The organism is Acinetobacter septicus (assembly GCF_019355975.1).
GTDB classification, from domain to species: Bacteria; Pseudomonadota; Gammaproteobacteria; order Pseudomonadales; family Moraxellaceae; genus Acinetobacter; species Acinetobacter ursingii.
In genome coordinates this window covers 341,412-359,462 of the sequence record NZ_CP079899.1, presented here as the reverse complement: position 1 = coordinate 359,462, position 18,051 = coordinate 341,412, and the positions used below count along the sequence as shown (strand labels likewise).

Genomic DNA, 18,051 nt, shown 5'->3' with positions numbered 1-18,051 from the left:
CACCACAACTTTCACGGAAAGTACCACTTCGTCGGATCTCGGCTTTGTGCCAAAAGCTGAAATTCACTGAGATTCGACAAAATCGGCGCTTTTCACTGAAAGCGGACATTTCTGACAATCACGGAACTGAGACTCTCGAAAATTTCGAGATATCAACGCATTGCCATAAAGTAAAAAATGAGTGCATTATTCATTTCGGGTTTCAAGAACGCACCGTTTTTCAGACTATATCGATGTGGCCAAAAATAGTTGACCACTACAGTTTTTGAATACTGTATTTTGCCTTTTTAAGACCAATGAAGTGATATTATTTAGTAAGGCACGTACTTGAAGCACTTATAAAAGGTGTTTTAAATGATAAAAATAAAGGGTTTCTAATGTGTTTAGGAACCCTCTAACTTAATAGTTGTTTCGGGTTCGGCTTATTTGGTTTTGTGCTCCAGTGCTGTAAGTGATGTACCTACGATAAATATAGACACGACAAACAAGCCTAAATCTTTTAGCAAAAACTGGCCAGGAACCACAGAGATCGCAGGAAACCCAAGAGATGCCTCAAAAACACCGGGTGTAGTCAGCATGAACGACAATGTCGTAAAAAAGAGTCCGGTTGAAAGTACACCGCCCAAGATTGCGAGCTTAGGGGAGAAAACTCGTGCAGCGATTAACAGGCCAACTGAAATTTCAAGCACACCCAGAAAATTTGAGAATCCTTGAATGCTGAGGAAGCTATACATCCACGAAAGCAGAGGGCTATTACTAACAAAACCATGTATACCGTTTGCTTCGTAGCTAGTGAATTTCATGCCACCAAACCACAAATATATTATCGTCATGGCAACGTAGATGCCACCTATACCAAACTTAGTGATTTTTGCACCGAGATTATTACTAAGGGTATTGGTAGTCTGGACACCATTTTCAATTTCGGGAATAGTCATCTTATATCTCCAATTATTTTTAGCCATGTGGACTCACTCTATGTAGCCCACTAAAATGATATGACTCTTGAGAAAAACTATATGTTTACTCGAGTCGAACCTAACTTAGGTAATTGCTGTAGTTGAGCACCAATGGATTAGACATCAATGCCTAGTGGTTGAACGGCCGGGAAGTCGACCTCGGTCTGTGTCACTTCGTTAACGTAGTTAGTGAAAGTGTTCAGGGCAACAGCCAACAGAATATCCACTACATGTGCATCACTGTAGCCAGCGTTCAGCACCGCTTGGACCTGGTCATTGCTGACTTGCCCGCGCTGGCGGACTACGGCGGCAGCAAAACGCACGGCTGCGTCGGCCTTAGGGTCATTTGATGCACCGCTGCGGTTGGCAGTGAGTTCAGCATCATCAAGCTTGGCCACCTTACGGCCTAGGAAGGAATGGGCAGCAAGGCAATAATCGCAGCCGTTGATCTCAGCGACGGCTAGGGCAATACGCTCAAGAGTCGCTGTACCCAAGCCGCCCTGTGCTGATGCTGCGCTCAATTGCAGGTAGCCAGTCAGCGCAGCAGGGCTGTTGGCAACGACGCGGAACATGTTAGGAACGCGGCCCAGTTGTTTTTCCACAGCCTTGAGTGAGGTATGGGTAGCAGTAGGCGCGGCGTCGATTGTGGTAGGGGTGTTCAAACGTGACATAAATTTCTCCTAGTGATTTGAAAGACAGCACGCTGTATTGGCGTGGAATAAATTGTATTTAAGAAGGTTCTGCTTGATAATCCGTTGCTATCAGACAGCTCATCTTCACGTCTTGCGCAGTCGCCATTTCAGTGCCACTACACACCTTCGTTGACGTCACGCCGTCCTGATTTCTAAGGAGGTCTTCGAGACCCCAAAAACACCCTCCGGCAACGATCACATAATCTAGTTTCATAAAGCCTCCTTAGTTTTCATCCACTTACTGATTAGACTGACTTTACAGCATGTAAAATAGATATAATATGTTCAATAGTTCGTATAACATGACCTATTGGACAGTTTACGTAGGGGCTATGTATGGATGCAGACTTTGGATATCAGATTAAAAGAGTTGTGAAATTAAGGGTTCACGAAAAAAATGAATGTCTGCAAATATAGGGCAAATTAGATTGTCTATGTCCATATAAATTTCAATGCTTTACATTTTTAAATGTTCAATTGCGTTACTCAGATTCAACTTTTGGTGGCAGATTTATCTTAAACATCAGCCCAGCAATTCGCACGGTAGTACTTTGTTGACTATCCCCTGACAAAGTAACAATTTCTTGCCACAATCAGACTTGAGCACTTTACTTCGCGCCTATGTGCACTGCTTAACGCACCAAGGCTTCTGATGTTCTGATTGACACCAATTACTTCGTTTCCTGCTTGATACTTTGAGATCAACAGGATTGAATAAAGTAAAAGGGGCTATTTAAATATTGAGGGAACAAGTGGCAATAGATTTGAGCATAGAAATCGCACTGCTGTTAGAGCGCTGGCAGGGCATTGTAAACATGATGGCTCAAGTCGCGGAAGTGCCTTGCGTGCTGATTAATCGATTAGATAAAAACGAAATTTGTGTTCAGGCAGTTGGCAGTGTGTCGAAACCAGCTTTTTATTGCGATGAACCTATTCCATTGGCACTAAACAGTTATTGTTCCCAAGTCATTGCCAGTCACCAGCCATTGCTAGTTGAAAATGCAATCGGTACCCGATACGAGAACAATAACCCGACATTTGCCGCAGGCTTTAGTTATTACTACGGGCTGCCTTTGCTTTGGCCTAGCGGAGAAACTTTCGGTACTTTGTGTATGTTGGACCGGGCAAGCGCAGACCGGGCATCACAACACTGTTCCTTACTCACACTCTTTAAGCAGGCTATTGAATATGATTTGCAATTGCTGCAGCAACAACAAGAGCAGCTCAAGCGTGAGCAACAAGCAGACTTAAAATTTATCCAACTTTTCAATGAGATATCCAATAGGATAAAACCGGTAGCGACTAATAAGTTACTTCAATCCGAGTTATTTGTACTGTTGACTAGCCAGTACCAATATTGGCATCAGGAGCTTGAGCTACAGCTTAATCAAACTGTCTTAGCTCATGAAAACTCCATTCATATCGCGGCACTGGTTCGAATTTGGTCAAATTTGTTGGCAATTGCCCATGAAACAGAATGGTTGAGAGCTACAGCTGTCGCTGAACCTTATAGCTGTGAGGCTGAAGCGTCACTGGTTGATGCAACGCCATTATTAGAACAAGCAGTCTATAAAACAGCGTTGACGCTTGGTACTGAACTCGTTTTGAGGAGTCATTTGCCTAACCCACTGTTACTCAGTGGGAGACCTGAGTTATGGTCGCTGATAGGGCTGGCTATCACCAGCTTTTTAGTCATTGGCGCCAGCGGCACCAGTAAAACGGTATTTGTCAGTAGCCGAATAAAAGGTAAACATAGAGTTTTGGAATGGTCCCTCCATGTAAAAGGCCAGACGATGCCACTGCATTTTACCCGTGATAATCAAGCGCTTTATGGTTTTGCTTCCGTATGTGCCGAGCTCGCTGGTGCTGTGTTGGAATCTGGTGAGCAGCAATTAACTGAGAGTATTCATCAACAGAGTAGTTATCTGAACTCGAATCGTGATCACGTCGACGACATTGAAAGCAGGAATGCTTCAAGAACTCGGTTTATCTGCTTATGGATACCGGTGGTGGGAGACGATTTATAAACTCTCAGCGATGAAAGTCGAAGTTGTGTCTTAGATTATCATTTTTACGCCATTTTAGAATTTTCCTTTCTATAAGCACTAGGAGTTACGCCAATTTTTTTCTTAAATAATTTTTGAAAGTGTTCATGTGCCGGATACCCAATGGCTTCACTCACTTCAGGAACAGATTTACCGGTTTCTTTAAGCAGCTGCTTCGCTTTTTCAAGCCGACAATAGGTTAAATAATCAAGAGGTGTCATGCCAGACAGTTTCTTAAACTTAACGCTGTAGTTCGTACGCGACATTCCAGCAATCTCAGCGAGATCGTCAAGACCCCATTTTTTATCGAGACTATGATGGATAGCTTCCAAGGATTTGCTGAGTTGCGGATTTTCGATCAATTTGAAAAATCCTACATTTTTGTTGGATTTGTACATGTGAATTCTTAACGCTTGCACGAAGATAATTTCGGTCAGCTTCCTGACTAGCGTGTTGCTTCCAGGAAGCCCTGATTTTGCTTCCTGCTCTATAATACTTAAAAGCATGGTAAGCCAAGGCGAGTGGGAGTTCTCAGTACTCTTGATATGCACGACGTTTGGCAGCGAATTTAAGAATGGATGATCGGGTCCGCCATCAAAACAAAAATGTCCGCAAACGACGTTTGCTTTGAGCTTGCTCTGATCACCATATTCCAGAACTTGAGTTTCAGTGAGGTTGGCCTTGGATCTAAATTCGACCGCGGGCTCGGCCTTGATTTTTGGTGCACTGGTCATGGTGTGCTCCATCCCTTTGAATAAAATCAAAATATCGCCTTGCTCCGCCAAAGCCTTAAGTTTAAGTTTTGGCACCTCGTACCAAAACTCGCCATGGGTCACGATGTGAAATCTCGCTAGATTCTCTTCCTGCGGGAGACTGATGCCCCAGTCTCCTGCAAATGATGTTCTATACCAGTAGCTACTAGTAAGCTCTACCTTATCTAAAATCTCACTGAGAACATCCATACTTAGCTCCTACGCAAACTGTCTAATAAGTCACATTATACGAACTACTGGGCATGTTATATCTATTATACATGCTGTAAAGTCAGTTTAATCAGTAAATAGATAAAAACCAAGGAGGCTTTATGAAACTAAATTATGTGATCGTTGCCGGAGGGTGTTTTTGGGGTCTTGAAGACCTCCTTAGGAATCTGGACGGCGTGACGTCAACAAAGGTGGGCTACTCTGGCGGAGATTTTGATGATCCTACCTACGCCGATATTAAAACAGGGAAAACGGGTCACGCCGAAGCTGTTCGCGTGGAATACGACCCAGACGAAATATCTCTCGAAGAGATTCTACATTACTTTTTCAAGATCCATGATCCAACTACGAAGAATCGCCAAGGGAATGATGTTGGATCTTCGTATCGCTCTGCTGCGTTCTATCGTGACGATGCCCAGAAAGCGATTATCGAAAACGTGATTGAGGAGGTCAATGAGATCGGTCGCTTCGAGAATGAAGTAGTTACGACCGTCGCCTTGGAAAAAGAATTCTACGACGCTGAGGCATATCATCAAAACTATTTGCAAAGGAATCCCAACGGATACTCTTGCCATTTTGAAAGAGACTAAACCATAAACCAAATGAAAGAGGAAATTATGAAAACACTTAAGAATGTTGTCATCTATACGAAAGACCATTGTCCATTTTGCGCACGCGTAAAGAATTACCTAACTTCTGAAAAGGTTGATTTCAAACAAATTCGCGTAGACGACGATCCGAAGACTTACTTGGAGTTGAAGGAAAGAACAAATCTTCAAACTGTTCCGCAAGTTTTTGTGGATGGAGAATTCATTGGCAGTGCTACAGACTTCTTCTCGTGGATTGATGGCTAAAGAGCAAGCCCTAAAATAAAGGATCAAATATATGTTCAATTGGAAAAGCATTTACAGCTACCTCGATAACGGCACTCCAGCACCTCCCAGAAAAGTTGAAAGGAGCGAGGAAGAGTGGAAAGAAATTCTGACGCCCGCGCAATTTCGGGTTATGCGAATGAAAGGCACCGAACGCCCGCACACGGGAGGACTCTGTTCATTTTATGAAGCAGGTAGATACGCCTGTGTTGGCTGCGACACCGAACTCTTTGACTCGAACCTAAAGTTCGATTCGGGAACGGGATGGCCGAGTTTTTCTGAGCCTGTCGCCGACAACGTAATTCAATATGAACTGGATACGACGTACGGGCGCAGAATCGAAGTGTTATGCAATGTGTGCGAAGCCCATCTGGGGCACGTTTTTCCAGATGGCCCTGAGCCATCAGGGGTCCGATTCTGCATTAACTCTGAGTCATTGAAGTTTGTAGAATAATTTTTAAATTGAGGAGTTTTATGAAAGTGAACCTTTTGGAAAAAGAAGCCGTTGTGTGTTGATCAAGCTGTTCGGTCATAAAGACTGCCATAAAACCAAGATTTACCATTCGTACTTGACAGAAAAAGGGATCCAGTTTGTTTTTTGGATGTTCATGAAGACGACCGTCGGCTGCTGCTGATCTGCGAATGGGAGTGGCTACAATTCTTAAAAAGTTAGGTGAAAAATATGTCGGATCTAAAAATGAATAAAGAAGACGATGTTGAAAGCTATGAATTTGCGACCCCTGAAGCTATCGAAGAAGCATTGAAAACCGGAAAACTTAGTCAAACGGTTTTTGGCACGGGCTGCTTTTGGGGACCGGATTCAAATTTTGGAGGGACGCCGGGAGTAGTGCAAACACGTGTTGGCTACGCTGGAGCATCAACTCTGGATCCGAGTTACCGCAACATCAAGGGACACGCCGAAGTCGTCAGAGTGATCTACGATAAAGACCAAATTAGCTATAGAGAACTTCTTGGAGGTTTTGAGTCATGGTTTGTTCATGTCAGAAAGCAGGGTCAGTATCGCCAGATACTTTTTGTCTTTGATCAGGAGCAAAAACAAGTCACTGAAGAACTGATCCAAGCGATTGGAAAGGATAAGTCTCCCGAGGTGATTGAAGCCGGACAACAAAATGGTTATTTTTGGCCAGCCGAAGATTACCATCAAAAGCATCGTCTTCGCAGAAACAAACAGCTTGTAAGTCTTGCTGAAGTAGATTTCGGTCCTCGCTGGGATGAACATCTGTATTTTACTAAATTGAATAGTACCGACAGAAAAGGCTTCAGTCTTTCAAACTGGTTAAAAAAGTTGTCTCCGCAAATGCAGAAAGCTTACCGAATCGGCTAATCTGAAATTGTGCTGGCTAAAGCACTCTATTTTCGCTACGCAATCAATGTGCCGGCCAACTTTAAATAGAGTCCCACAGTGTACAAAGAAGCTGTGCAAGTGGCATTTTACCGATGTATTTAAACGGACTAATTATTGCCCATATGAGACCAGCTTATCTACCAGTTGTTAGGTGATCCCCCTCAAATTAACAGAACACACTGGTTTGATTGCGGCCTTGGGCTTTAGCTTTGTATAACATCTGATCGGCGGCTTCGAGCAACTGCTTTTTGTCGTTAAATAAATCAGCGCTGGCCAAACCGATGCTGACCGTTAATTGTCGTAATGGCCATTCATGGTTAGCCACTACCAGCCTTAATTTTTCCAGTGTTTTATTGGCCGACACGATGTCTGTGCCTGGCAAGATCAGCACAAACTCTTCACCACCATAACGGGCGAAAAAGTCATAGTTCCTGCTGTTGCGCTGAAACAGACCTGCTACCAGGCTCAGTGCCTGATCACCTTCGGCATGTCCATAGCTGTCGTTAAAACTTTGGTGGTGTTTTAAAAAGTATGCTGACATTAAATGAAGCCATTATTGATGTAAAAGAAGGTTAAGTCGAAGGCTTTAAAATGGTTTTCAAGCTTTTTGGAGAAATTGCAACTTCTTCTAAAACCACGCCTTATTCGATGCCTTATTTTGCAATTATTACCTTCAATTCCTACAGTAAACAACTTACCAATACTTTGCTTGCAGTTTTTAAAAGCAGTGATGAAACTGTCCCAATGATCACTTGCAATTCGGGTGTAGTGAATACCTAATTGTTTAAGCTTTGTCTTCAACCTTTGGACTGTAGCTAAATCTCTCTTACCCCAAACATAAGCAACAATCTCACCTGTTTCTCGATGGTAGGCGTAAATAAGCCATTGTTTATTATTTTTATTTCCAACAAAAGTCCAGAATTCATCTACTTCGAGAGATTCATAATGACTTTGTTTAGGCTGAATTTGATAGGCCGATTCAGTTAAAGTCCGTAAGACTTTACCGATACTAATGCGCTCAACTTCAGCGATATCTCGTATACCGCTGCCTCTGACCATTAACTGTAATATTTTACGAGTAATGCCAGAATTACATCCTAGATAGCTCAGAGCATGGTCACCAATAAACTGACGTTTGCAGTCTTTGCATTGGTAGTTTTGTTTCCCATCTACTTTGATGCCATTTTTCTTTATACTGTCACTGAGGCAGGTTGGACATTTGATTTCTAGAGTTATTTGCATTTCTCTATTTTATCAAAATTCAACCTGCTTTTTTTTAGCATACTTTTTGATACACCACCGTTGTTCGATATACCTTTGACGGTTTTCTATCTCCAGAGTACCAACACTATATAGACGAATTCATTGCAGAAAATGAACTGGATGAAGATGTCATTTTGAATATCAGAAATAAAACATCATCAGATATAGGCCTGGTTAATGTTGGCTTTAATCTAAATGGTTGCATCCTTGGCTTAACCCATACGGATGAATGGATGGAACATTTATTCCACTTGGTTAAGTTCATTACTGACAGTGAAAAACGCGAGAAAAGTAGGAACTTTTTGTCTGAACAAGACAAAATCAAGGAACAAAAAGTTTTAGAAAAACAAGCCAAAGAAAAAGAAAGGGAAGTGATGATTCAACAGGTAGAGGATCTCACCAATACCGATGATTTTAAATTATGCAAAACGAAGGGTGAAATATTGTTGTTTTGGGAAAAGAACATTCCTGACCTATACAAAACTCTATCCAGAACTTTTATGGAAACAATGTCTAAGAAATATATCTCTATATTGCGTGGCTCATGAAGTGATACGATATGAGGAAGAACAACGAGTAGTGCATAAATCAGTGTTCTTGAACAACGCAAACAACAATAAATATTAGTACTCAGCATTCACCAAAGTTTTGTATTGAGAATATTTCGTCAAATTTACTGTGTCACGTACTTGGCCATATTGAATACTGCCTAGATCTGAGTAGGTAAGGTTTTTCTTTTGAGATACTGCAACCAATAATTCATAGTTATTTCTTTGATTGAGTTCAATTGCTGAAGCGATATTTTTGTCTTGGCTCACTTGAGAAATAATGCTTTGGATCTCCTTTCTATCTGAAGCAGATACATCCAATGTAGTTAAATAAAATCCGATCGATAGAAATATTGTGGCGGTTAAAGTGAATAGGGATGCACCAGTAAGATAAACGGCGCGTAGAGTTCTATACTTTGTATAAACCACAACTGAAGATATGCAGATTGCCAAACATAGCGCAAGAATAACGGCATGTTGGTCTAGATAATCTGAGAAAAGCATTGTAAAGCCTGAAGCACAAAAACATGTTATATCACTTAGCTACCAAGCCATTTGTAGTATTTGAGACTTATCGTATATATGAAATATAAATAGCAAACCTTTGGTATATACTGAATCGGTTTAAAGTGCTGAAACAATAGGCTTTAGAAATAAAATACTAGTCAAAATGTGAATAATCAGGGGGTACACATGGGGCAAGCTAAGCAAAGAGGTACAGCTCAAGAACGTGCTGAAAGTGCAATTCAAAGTACGATTGATGCAACCTTGGCAAAGATTAAGACCGTACTTGATAGATACTATCAAGACATGCCGAATAACTTCTCGCAAGCTGAAAATTACTTTACTGGATATGTCGCTGCATTTGATATTAAAGATGGGATGGAACTTGAAGGTAAAGAGTCTGAATGGGCTTATGATGGTTTACCTACGCCTACCGCTTTACTCAAACTCGTTGAAACTGAGTTAAACGAAGTGATACGTGAAGATAAAGAGTTTTTGGATGACTTTGATCCTGAAATGTATATTGAAGAACTAGGCGAAAACTTGATGTTCTTCCGCTATATAGGTGCTTCTAGTTTCGATACGCCAGATGATGTTTTGCATAATATTCAAACAGTGTCATTTTGGGCGCCACACTTGGTCATGATTAATGGCGTATGGCATAACACTTATGATGCTGGTGCGGTCAATGATGATGGTGAAACGGTCGGCATAAGATTCTAATTCTAGAGGGGTGCATATTGATTACTGCAGCATGCACCTTATTGGTTTAAACATTGCTGTATCGACTGAGCAATATTTTCAGATATTTTCCAGATTACTTTCTGATTAGATAAGCGATTTGCTTCTTCAGGATTGGCAATCACGCCGATCTCAATTAAAACCGCCGGCTTTTGTGATTTCTTCAGGACCACTAGATTGTCATATTGATATACGCCATTTGAGGTCAAAAGCTTTTTGTTTTCACCTGGTATATTAATGCCATGGTAAGTAGAAGGGCTTTCACCAATTGATTTTAGGTTCTGGCCAATGAGATTGGCGCATTTCAAACTTTTTCCGTATTCTGGATTTTTCTTTGATACAAAAATTGAAAAACCTTTGAGTTGATTCTTGTACTTGGTCAGCTCAGTAGGTATTGAGTCGTGGTGCACCGAAATAAAAAGATTAGCATTAGGGTATCTGGTCGCACGTTGAACCAGTGAGACTTTATCTTCATTCACTGAAGATCTGAGCACTTGGACATGACGCGATTTAAGAAAGTATTCAATAGAATTGACCATGCTAAGGTTGTAAGTGTATTCAGGATAGCCGTTAGCTGCAGTAGATCCAGCTTGTTTTGGTGAATGGCCAACATCAAGTACTACTGAATTTTCAGCAAAGATAGATTGTGTAATGATTGACATTGCTAATATCGATATACATTTTAGCTTTAGCACAATTAAAACCCTTTAAGCTATTATTATGGTTTTAAGTATATTTAATTTAAAAAAAATTAAAAGGTTTAAAAGGTTTTGTTAAAATGGTTTTAAGATGGTTTTAAGATGGTTTTAAAGTACTTATCATGAGAGCTCTAAATACAATTTTGGATATAAAATTTATACATCGACTGTTCACTCAGTTTGTAGAACATCACCCACGACCATTGAGTGTTCACTTCCTGAAAGGCACCTATATAGATGAATTAGAGGGTTATAAGTCTAAATGGCTCGTTCGTTCTATTCAGCGTCTTATTAAAAATTGGGTCCAATTGGGGATGATAGAGGATCTAGGGCGTTCTACTTGTCGCTCATCTAAATATTATAGATTAAGTAAGTATGGTGAGCTGTTCCTTAAAATATATAGAACGAATGCTAATGTTAACTTTTATGACAATCCTAAGTTTAAGATATTAAAAAAAGATATTTCATATCGTTATTTTACCTTTACATATTTTGCAGTTTGCCAAAACAAATCCTTTAAATTGTCAGATCTGCAAAAACTTGGTGACTGCCTGAATTACCACATTCACGGACGTTCTTGGCAGCGTAATATTAATTTGTTCATTGAAGCTGGAATTATTTCATGTGAACGTCAATGTCCATCAGAAAGTTATAATTATCATGTAATCAAAGCATCCATCCATGCATTTGTGAAATCAGAACCCATTGAACGCATTGAGTTTGAAAAAAACTTGCTGAACTTAGGTATCGTGAACAATTATGAAAAATATATAGACTACAATAATTTGCTGTTTCACGTTTTGTTTAGCAAATGGATTAACAGTCCAGTTGACTTTGGATATTTTGTCGATCAAAACTTTTACGGTGCCAGCTAAGCTCACTCAAAACATCTACGGTGTAATACACCGTAAAAAGAATTGCACCTGGTACTTGCCACTAAAAAATGACAGTGAATGACATTTTGAGAGAAAAAAATTGTGGGGTAGTGCCTTTTCTACTCCTTTGAGAATTATAATTATGACAATTCCGATACACCTAACAATAACTTCATATTTTTCTTTCTTGAACTAAGATTCAATAACTTAACTAATTTCTATTTCAATCATAAAATATGATATGTTGACCTTAAGAATAATTCATAAACTTTACTATGTTTGCTTTAAAAACAATTCATTTAGAAAAGAAAGTCTCAAACGAAAATCAAATTATTCTTTTATTTGATTTAGATTCATTCTGTCCATGTATGTACCCTATGCTGTACACCATGAAATTTCTTAGATTTCAAAGTATCTCTACGCAGCATGCAGATTTAATCGCAATAAAATTTTGGTATGAATTTTGGTTTGAAAAGTTTGCCACGTCCTTTTGTGAGTCGTTCTATTCGACATCCTATAATTTTGAGATCATTCAATGTGAAATTGATAATTTCATTGTTTACTTAGAAAATAATAAAAAACTTGAAAGTAATCTTATACGGCTAAGCAATTCAGAACATATTAATTACACAACAATTGGTCATAGAGTTAGATCCTTCTTAAAGTTTTACAACTTCTTGATTAATGAATACTTAAGCATGCAATCACAGCCACAACTTACGTTGAAGGAAATTCAAAAAATTAAAGAAAACTTGAATAAATATATGACAATAAAGAAAAAAATTATAAATAATTTTTCAAAAGCCAATAAGACAATTAAAAGTGAGATAAATCATAATTTTAAGAGCATGAATCAGGAAATGATTAAAGGATTGTATTCAGTCATTTCACCAAGTAACTCTAATAAATACAATGAATTAAATCCTTTTAGATCTAAAAATGTACAACTCAGAAACTTTCTGATCATACATCTCATGCTCAACTATGGTCTTAGAATTGGTGAGCTTATGCTACTAACAACCAACTCTATTAAAAAATCAATTCAGAATCATAGTTTTAGTTTAATTATTACAAATACAGATGATGAGTTCGATGATCGATCAAAAAAGCCAAAAATCAAAAATGAATATTCGTACCGAGTAATTAAACTGCAGGAACGAGACTACAGAATTCTTCAAATCTATATAAATGAAATCCGAAAAGAAATTCCTTCACATATCTTATTTACATCCTTAAAGCCTCCCTATTCTGCTTTAAGTTATGGTAATCCTCCCATAAATAACCGAAGTTAAAAGTAGAGGTTAAGCAGCCCTTAGAGGTGGCTTTCCTTTGTTAGCTTGATGTGGTCTTTCATGGTTGTAATGCCACAACCAGTTTGTTGCATAATCTTGTACTTCTTCCAGTGTGTCAAATAGATGCTTGCTTAGCCAGCTATAACGTATAGTCCGATTATAACGTTCAATATACGCATTCTGCTGTGGCTTACCTGGTTGAATATATTCAATACGAATACCGTGCTCAGTAGCCCAGCGTACAAATTCATGACTGATAAACTCCGGGCCATTGTCACACCGAATAACTAACGGCTTTTCTCGCCACTCCAGCAACTGATTCAACGTACGAATAACTCGGATTGTAGGTAATGAGAATCCTGCTTCAATCGCTAAGCCTTCTCGACGGTAGTCATCAATCACATTTAATAATCGGAACTTTCGACCATCGATCAGCTGATCATGCATAAAATCTAATGACCAGACCTGATTTTCTCGGATTGGTTCTTTCAATGGTTCAGGCGCGTGCCGTTTTAGTCTTCTTCTCGGTTTAATACGCAGATTTAGTGCCAACTCACAGTAAATGCGGTAAACCCGCTTGTGATTCCAGCAGTGATTCTCAACATGTCGTAAATATGAGAAGCACAGACCAAATCCCCAATCGGAATTTGCCTCAGTGAGTTCAATGAGCTGTTTAGCAATTAATGCATTGTCATCGCAAAGTTTAGCCTGATAACGGTAGCAGGTTTCACTAATGCCAAATGCAGAGCAAGCTAAACGGATACTAACCGCATGCAGGGCAACGGCTTGTTGAGCCATCTGACGTCGGCAAGATGGCTTCACCACTTTTTTGACATTGCTTCCTGAACAATCTCTGCCTTTAATCGCTCTTCAGCATACATTTTTTTTAGTCTGGTATTTTCGGCACTGTTGCAAATAGGGATCTGAGTCGATGATGTTCCCTTTAAAAAGTGCTTAGAGACCGAAAACCCTGTTGATTAGACACACTTCACCCTGAGGCTGACCATAATAAAATGACGATGCTTGTCCTTTACGTAGTGCACGCATGACTTCAATACCTTTAATTGTGGCATAAGCAGTCTTCATAGATTTGAATCCTAATGTGGCCCTGATGATTCGCTTTAACTTACCATGATCACATTCAATGACATTATTTTTATACTTAATCTGCCTGTGCTCAATATCTACTGGACATTTTCCTTCTCGCTTTAATCGTGATAAAGCATGGCCATAGGTCGCTGCTTTATCTGTATTGATGACCCGTGGAATTTGCCATTTTTTCACCGTATTGAAGATCTTTCCTAGAAAACTATAGGCTGATTTACTGTTCCGTCTAGCGGAAAGGTAAAAGTCAATCGTATGACCCCGTTGATCAACTGCACGATACAGGTAAGTCCATCGCCCCTTCACTTTGATATAAGTCTCATCCATATGCCATGAATGTAAATCTGTAGGATTACGCCAATACCAGCGTAACCGTTTTTCCATTTCTGGAGCATAACGCTGAACCCAACGATAAATTGTACTGTGATCCACATTTATGCCTCGTTCAGCGAGCATTTCTTGAAGTTCACGATAGCTGATGCCATATTTACAATACCAACGAACAGCCCAAAGAATGATTTCACCTTGAAAGTGCCGACCGTGGAAGGGATTCATCTGCTGTATCTCGAAATAAATAAGATATTTAGCTTATCATGTCAGCCTATTTGCAACAGTGCCCTAAAAATTCCATCTAATGTGAATGTTGATCATTGGAAGAGTTTTATTCAAATGAGAGAAGAGATTAATAATCCTTTAACGCCTAGTGGTGCTAAAGCTCTTTTAAAGAAACTTGAAGAGTATGGAATTGATGCTAATCAGAGTTTAATCAATGCAATTATTGGAAATTATTCCAATGTATTAGAACCAAACTACGAAAGAGTCAGCTGCGGCCCCTCTCGAACTCACCATAATTTATTAGAACGATAAAGCATCTATAAATTGAACAGAGCCAATATGTCAGCCCATACAAATCCTTGAGGTATTTATCTTAGGGACTTGTATGGGGCAAAAATTAGAAAATGTAAATTCAATTAATCAATGCAATAACTATATGAAAATATGGAATGAATGAGATTTTATGAAATAAAGGATGGCTAGGGTGCCATCCTTTTATTTTTATTCATTAGTACTGTGCCTGACCAGGAATCCAGTTAGTGCCTGCCAGCGGAACACGTGCCATTGCAGCAGCTTCTACATTCAATGCCACCAAATCTTCTGGATCAAGGTTGTGCAAATGTGATTTACCACATGCTCGCGCCATTGTTTGTGCTTCTAACACAAGCACACGCAGGTAGTTTGCAAGATGGCGTCCCCCTTCTACAGGATCTAAACGTTTAGATAACTCAGGATCTTGTGTGGTGATACCAGCTGGATCACGGCCATTTTGCCAGTCATCATAGTAACCTGCTGCAGAACCAATTTCTTTTAGTTCTTTATCCAGACGCGGATGGTTATCCCCTAGAGCAATTAGTGCTGCTGTACCAATGGCAACTGCATCAGCTCCTAGTGCCATCGCTTTAGCCACATCTGCACCGGTACGAATACCACCTGATACAATCAGTTGGACTTTTCGATGCATACCCATTTCCTGAAGTGCTTGAACCGCTTGAGGAATGGCTGGAAGAATTGGGATACCTACATGTTCAATAAATACCTCTTGGGTTGCTGCTGTCCCGCCTTGCATGCCATCCAGTACGATTACATCTGCACCGGCTTTCACAGCAAGCTTCACGTCATAATAAGGACGGCTTGCACCAATTTTTACATAAATTGGTTTTTCCCAATCTGTGATTTCACGGATTTCCGCAATCTTGATTGCAAGATCATCTGGACCTGTCCAGTCAGGATGACGACAAGCACTGCGTTGATCTACACCTACTGGTAAAGTACGCATACCAGCAACACGCTCAGTTACTTTCATGCCAAGTAACATGCCACCACCACCTGGTTTTGCACCTTGACCTAATACGATTTCAATTGCATCAGCTTTACGCAAATCATCTGGGTTCATGCCATAACGAGATGGTAGGTATTGATAGACCAAGGTCTCTGAGTGACCACGTTCCTCAGGTGTCATACCACCATCACCTGTAGTAGTTGATGTGCCCACCATTGATGCACCACGGCCTAAAGATTCTTTGGCATTGGCAGAGAGAGCACCAAAACTCATGCCGGCAATGGTCACAGGAATTTTTAGATGAATTGGTTTTTTCGCAAAACGTGTGCCCAGTACCACATCAGTACCGCATTTTTCACGATAACCCTCCAATGGGTAACGTGACATGCTGGCACCTAATAACAATAAGTCATCAAAATGCGGGACTTTACGTTTTGTGCCACCTCCGCGAATATCATAAATACCTGTCGCTGCTGCACGTTGAATTTCCTGAATCGTTAAACGGTCAAATGTCGCTGATTCACGTAACACTGGTTCAAATTCTTGGATAGTTTGAGTCATGATTTTATTCTCCGTATTACGTTATTCTTAGTACGCTGATGCGTTGTCGACTTTGAAGTTATATAGCTGACGTGCTGAGCCATAGCGTTTAAATGCTTTTGGATCTTCATCAAACCCTGCTTTAGCCAAAAGTTCAGCAAGCTCGTTCAAATGTTCTTCTCGCATTTCTTTTTCGATACAGTCTGAACCCAATGATTTCACTGCACCTTTAACATAAATTCGTGTTTCATACAGTGAGTCACCAAGTGCATCACCAGCATCCCCACAAACCACTAATCGACCTGCTTGTCCCATAAAACAGCTCATATGACCGATACTGCCACCGACAACAATATCGACACCTTTCATGGAGATACCACAACGAGCCCCTGCATCGCCTTCAATCACCAGTAAGCCACCATGCGCTGTTGCACCTGCTGCTTGAGATGCATTGCCCTTAACATGCACTGAGCCGGACATCATATTTTCTGCACAACCCACACCAACATTGCCATTCACAACAATATCCGCTTCTTGGTTCATACCGGCACAGTAGTAACCTGCATGACCATCAATGGTCACTTTTACTGGGGCTTTAATACCGACTGCAATATTGTGCTGCCCTGCTGGATTTTTGACTGTCCATTCGCTAATCGAAGCCACCGCTTCAGCATCATGCAATGCTTGGTTAAGTTCACGAATACTATCTACGCTTAAGTCGTATTGGTCTTTCAGTTCTACTGCGTTTAATTGTTCTGCTACTGCACTGTTCATAATCTTAATTCTCCTGATGATCTTTTACTTAAGCCGCGTCTTTCGAACGTTCCCATACATATAAGGTGGCAGGTTCTGGTTCCCAAACTCGAGCCTTATCGATATTTGGTAGAGAAGCCAAGGCCTGATATTCAGACGCCATTGCAACGTAGTCATCAGTTTCAGCAAGGACAGCTGGTTTGCATGCAATCGGATCACGAATCACGGCAAAACCATCTTTGGTTCCAATCGCAAAGGTAAAGAAACCGTCTAAATCATCTAAAGCATTGTCGAGTGCTTGAGCCAAGCTATCACCTTGTTGAAGACGCCAAGTCAAATACCCTGCTGCAACTTCTGTATCGTTGTCTGTTTCAAAATGAATGCCTTCACGTTTCAATTCTTGGCGTAAGCGTGCGTGATTCGATAATGAGCCGTTATGTACTAGGCACAAATCAGCGCCGGTAGAAAATGGATGGCTGCCTTCCATCGTTACAGCACTCTCTGTTGCCATACGGGTATGTCCGATGATATGGCTACCTTTCATTTTTGAGAGGCCAAAACGTTCAGAAATTTCAGCTGGAAGCCCCATACCTTTGAGGATTTCAATGCTTAGTCCGGCACTCATAATTTTGAGTTGTGGTGCCAATTTAGTAATCGCTGTACGGACTGTATCCTCATCCGCCTTTACTTTAATGACTGCTGCGGTCGCATTGGTAAACCAGTCTAATTCTGCATTTAATTCAGTCGCAAGTTCGGCAATAAAGGTATCCCAAATAAAAGCTTCATCAGTACTTTGTAAAGTGAGTTTAACCCAGCCTTCTTGTACTTCATCACCATAAATGGCAAAGCCTGCACTGTCTGGCCCACGGCCTGTCATTGACTCAAGCATCGGTTCAAATAATTTGCCAAGTTGCGATTCCAATGCCGGATTTTTAAGATATAAACCAACGATTCCACACATAGTTGTTCTCCACTACAT

General features: G+C 40.4%; 21 protein-coding genes and 2 pseudogenes. 10 read left to right on the top strand and 13 right to left on the bottom strand.

Annotation, left to right across the window (positions count from 1 at the left end; all coding sequences use genetic code 11):
* Nucleotides 1–422: 422 nt before the first annotated feature.
* From I6L31_RS18205 to I6L31_RS18410, 3 genes are all read right to left on the bottom strand, one after another.
* Nucleotides 423–938, bottom strand: a complete 516-nt coding sequence (locus tag I6L31_RS18205; RefSeq protein WP_005006241.1) for a YkgB family protein — start codon at nt 936–938, stop codon at nt 423–425.
* 137 nt (nt 939–1,075) lie between these two features.
* The gene (locus I6L31_RS18200) at nt 1,076–1,630 is read right to left on the bottom strand and encodes a carboxymuconolactone decarboxylase family protein (RefSeq protein WP_000088799.1); all 555 of its coding nucleotides are present in this window, start codon (nt 1,628–1,630) and stop codon (nt 1,076–1,078) included.
* Between the two features lie 58 nt (nt 1,631–1,688).
* Nucleotides 1,689–1,865 (bottom strand): peptide-methionine (S)-S-oxide reductase, encoded by a 177-nt coding sequence (locus I6L31_RS18410; protein WP_005006244.1) that lies wholly within the window; start codon nt 1,863–1,865, stop codon nt 1,689–1,691.
* 538 nt (nt 1,866–2,403) lie between these two features.
* On the opposite strand from I6L31_RS18410, the gene I6L31_RS18190 reads away from it, so the two are divergent.
* The gene (locus I6L31_RS18190) at nt 2,404–3,678 is read left to right on the top strand and encodes a hypothetical protein (protein WP_005006246.1); all 1,275 of its coding nucleotides are present in this window, start codon (nt 2,404–2,406) and stop codon (nt 3,676–3,678) included.
* A 44-nt stretch (nt 3,679–3,722) separates the two neighbouring features.
* Here the strand turns inward: I6L31_RS18190 and I6L31_RS18185 are convergent, their stop codons facing one another.
* Nucleotides 3,723–4,658 (bottom strand): AraC family transcriptional regulator, encoded by a 936-nt coding sequence (locus I6L31_RS18185; protein WP_005006248.1) that lies wholly within the window; start codon nt 4,656–4,658, stop codon nt 3,723–3,725.
* A gap of 122 nt (nt 4,659–4,780) precedes the next feature.
* Between I6L31_RS18185 and msrA the strand changes: the two genes are divergently transcribed.
* From msrA to I6L31_RS18165, 4 genes are all read left to right on the top strand, one after another.
* The gene (gene msrA / locus I6L31_RS18180; protein WP_005006250.1) at nt 4,781–5,269 is read left to right on the top strand and encodes a peptide-methionine (S)-S-oxide reductase MsrA; all 489 of its coding nucleotides are present in this window, start codon (nt 4,781–4,783) and stop codon (nt 5,267–5,269) included.
* 27 nt (nt 5,270–5,296) lie between these two features.
* The gene (locus tag I6L31_RS18175; RefSeq protein WP_005006251.1) at nt 5,297–5,533 is read left to right on the top strand and encodes a glutaredoxin; all 237 of its coding nucleotides are present in this window, start codon (nt 5,297–5,299) and stop codon (nt 5,531–5,533) included.
* Nucleotides 5,534–5,564: 31 nt separating this feature from the next.
* Nucleotides 5,565–6,005 (top strand): peptide-methionine (R)-S-oxide reductase MsrB, encoded by a 441-nt coding sequence (gene msrB / locus I6L31_RS18170; RefSeq protein ID WP_005006253.1) that lies wholly within the window; start codon nt 5,565–5,567, stop codon nt 6,003–6,005.
* 228 nt (nt 6,006–6,233) lie between these two features.
* A complete protein-coding gene (locus I6L31_RS18165) occupies nt 6,234–6,896 on the top strand; it encodes a peptide-methionine (S)-S-oxide reductase MsrA (RefSeq protein ID WP_005028456.1) in 663 nt (220 codons plus the stop codon).
* 187 nt (nt 6,897–7,083) lie between these two features.
* On the opposite strand, the gene I6L31_RS18160 is transcribed toward I6L31_RS18165, so the two are convergent.
* Entirely contained in the window at nt 7,084–7,458 is a 375-nt protein-coding gene (locus tag I6L31_RS18160; RefSeq protein ID WP_005006260.1) for a GGDEF domain-containing protein, read from the bottom strand.
* Nucleotides 7,458–8,159 (bottom strand): IS1 family transposase, encoded by a 702-nt coding sequence (locus I6L31_RS18155; RefSeq protein ID WP_005005861.1) that lies wholly within the window; start codon nt 8,157–8,159, stop codon nt 7,458–7,460. The genes I6L31_RS18160 and I6L31_RS18155 overlap by 1 nt, the downstream gene beginning before the upstream one ends.
* A gap of 155 nt (nt 8,160–8,314) precedes the next feature.
* Here I6L31_RS18155 and I6L31_RS18405 point away from each other — a divergent pair, with 155 nt between their 5' ends.
* Entirely contained in the window at nt 8,315–8,728 is a 414-nt protein-coding gene (locus tag I6L31_RS18405) for a hypothetical protein (RefSeq protein WP_010591495.1), read from the top strand.
* 75 nt (nt 8,729–8,803) lie between these two features.
* Here the strand turns inward: I6L31_RS18405 and I6L31_RS18145 are convergent, their stop codons facing one another.
* A complete protein-coding gene (locus I6L31_RS18145) occupies nt 8,804–9,232 on the bottom strand; it encodes a hypothetical protein (protein ID WP_005006263.1) in 429 nt (142 codons plus the stop codon).
* 189 nt (nt 9,233–9,421) lie between these two features.
* On the opposite strand from I6L31_RS18145, the gene I6L31_RS18140 reads away from it, so the two are divergent.
* Complete coding sequence (locus I6L31_RS18140) at nt 9,422–9,955, top strand: hypothetical protein (protein ID WP_005006266.1); 534 nt, start codon at nt 9,422–9,424, stop codon at nt 9,953–9,955.
* A 38-nt stretch (nt 9,956–9,993) separates the two neighbouring features.
* On the opposite strand, the gene I6L31_RS18135 is transcribed toward I6L31_RS18140, so the two are convergent.
* Nucleotides 9,994–10,635 carry an N-acetylmuramoyl-L-alanine amidase family protein gene (locus I6L31_RS18135; RefSeq protein WP_005028445.1) on the bottom strand — a complete coding sequence of 214 codons (642 nt, stop codon included), beginning with the start codon at nt 10,633–10,635 and terminating at the stop codon, nt 9,994–9,996.
* Between the two features lie 158 nt (nt 10,636–10,793).
* Between I6L31_RS18135 and I6L31_RS18130 the strand changes: the two genes are divergently transcribed.
* Together I6L31_RS18130 and I6L31_RS18530 are read left to right on the top strand one after the other, a co-directional pair.
* On the top strand, nt 10,794–11,546 hold the full coding sequence (locus tag I6L31_RS18130) for a hypothetical protein (protein ID WP_005006271.1): 753 nt from the start codon (nt 10,794–10,796) through the stop codon (nt 11,544–11,546).
* A gap of 275 nt (nt 11,547–11,821) precedes the next feature.
* Nucleotides 11,822–12,814 (top strand): annotated as a pseudogene (locus I6L31_RS18530) (site-specific integrase); the annotation flags it as partial.
* 33 nt (nt 12,815–12,847) lie between these two features.
* On the opposite strand, the pseudogene I6L31_RS18120 reads toward I6L31_RS18530, so the two are convergent.
* Together I6L31_RS18120 and I6L31_RS18115 are read right to left on the bottom strand one after the other, a co-directional pair.
* Nucleotides 12,848–13,740 (bottom strand): annotated as a pseudogene (locus tag I6L31_RS18120) (IS3 family transposase); the annotation flags it as partial.
* Nucleotides 13,741–13,792: 52 nt separating this feature from the next.
* Nucleotides 13,793–14,497 carry an IS6-like element IS1008 family transposase gene (locus I6L31_RS18115; protein ID WP_001067783.1) on the bottom strand — a complete coding sequence of 235 codons (705 nt, stop codon included), beginning with the start codon at nt 14,495–14,497 and terminating at the stop codon, nt 13,793–13,795.
* Here I6L31_RS18115 and I6L31_RS18110 point away from each other — a divergent pair.
* Nucleotides 14,483–14,809, top strand: coding sequence for a hypothetical protein (locus I6L31_RS18110; RefSeq protein ID WP_032055824.1), 327 nt, complete (start codon nt 14,483–14,485; stop codon nt 14,807–14,809). The two genes, I6L31_RS18115 and I6L31_RS18110, sit on opposite strands and share 15 nt — an antisense overlap.
* 196 nt (nt 14,810–15,005) lie before the next feature.
* Here the strand turns inward: I6L31_RS18110 and I6L31_RS18105 are convergent, their stop codons facing one another.
* From I6L31_RS18105 to I6L31_RS18095, 3 genes are read right to left on the bottom strand one after another with little or no spacing between them, the layout of a single operon-like run.
* Entirely contained in the window at nt 15,006–16,340 is a 1,335-nt protein-coding gene (locus tag I6L31_RS18105; RefSeq protein WP_005006275.1) for an FMN-binding glutamate synthase family protein, read from the bottom strand.
* 27 nt (nt 16,341–16,367) lie between these two features.
* A complete protein-coding gene (locus I6L31_RS18100; protein WP_005006276.1) occupies nt 16,368–17,093 on the bottom strand; it encodes a GltB/FmdC/FwdC-like GXGXG domain-containing protein in 726 nt (241 codons plus the stop codon).
* A 28-nt stretch (nt 17,094–17,121) separates the two neighbouring features.
* Nucleotides 17,122–18,033, bottom strand: a complete 912-nt coding sequence (locus I6L31_RS18095) for a class II glutamine amidotransferase (protein WP_005006277.1) — start codon at nt 18,031–18,033, stop codon at nt 17,122–17,124.
* Nucleotides 18,034–18,051 lie beyond the last annotated feature (18 nt).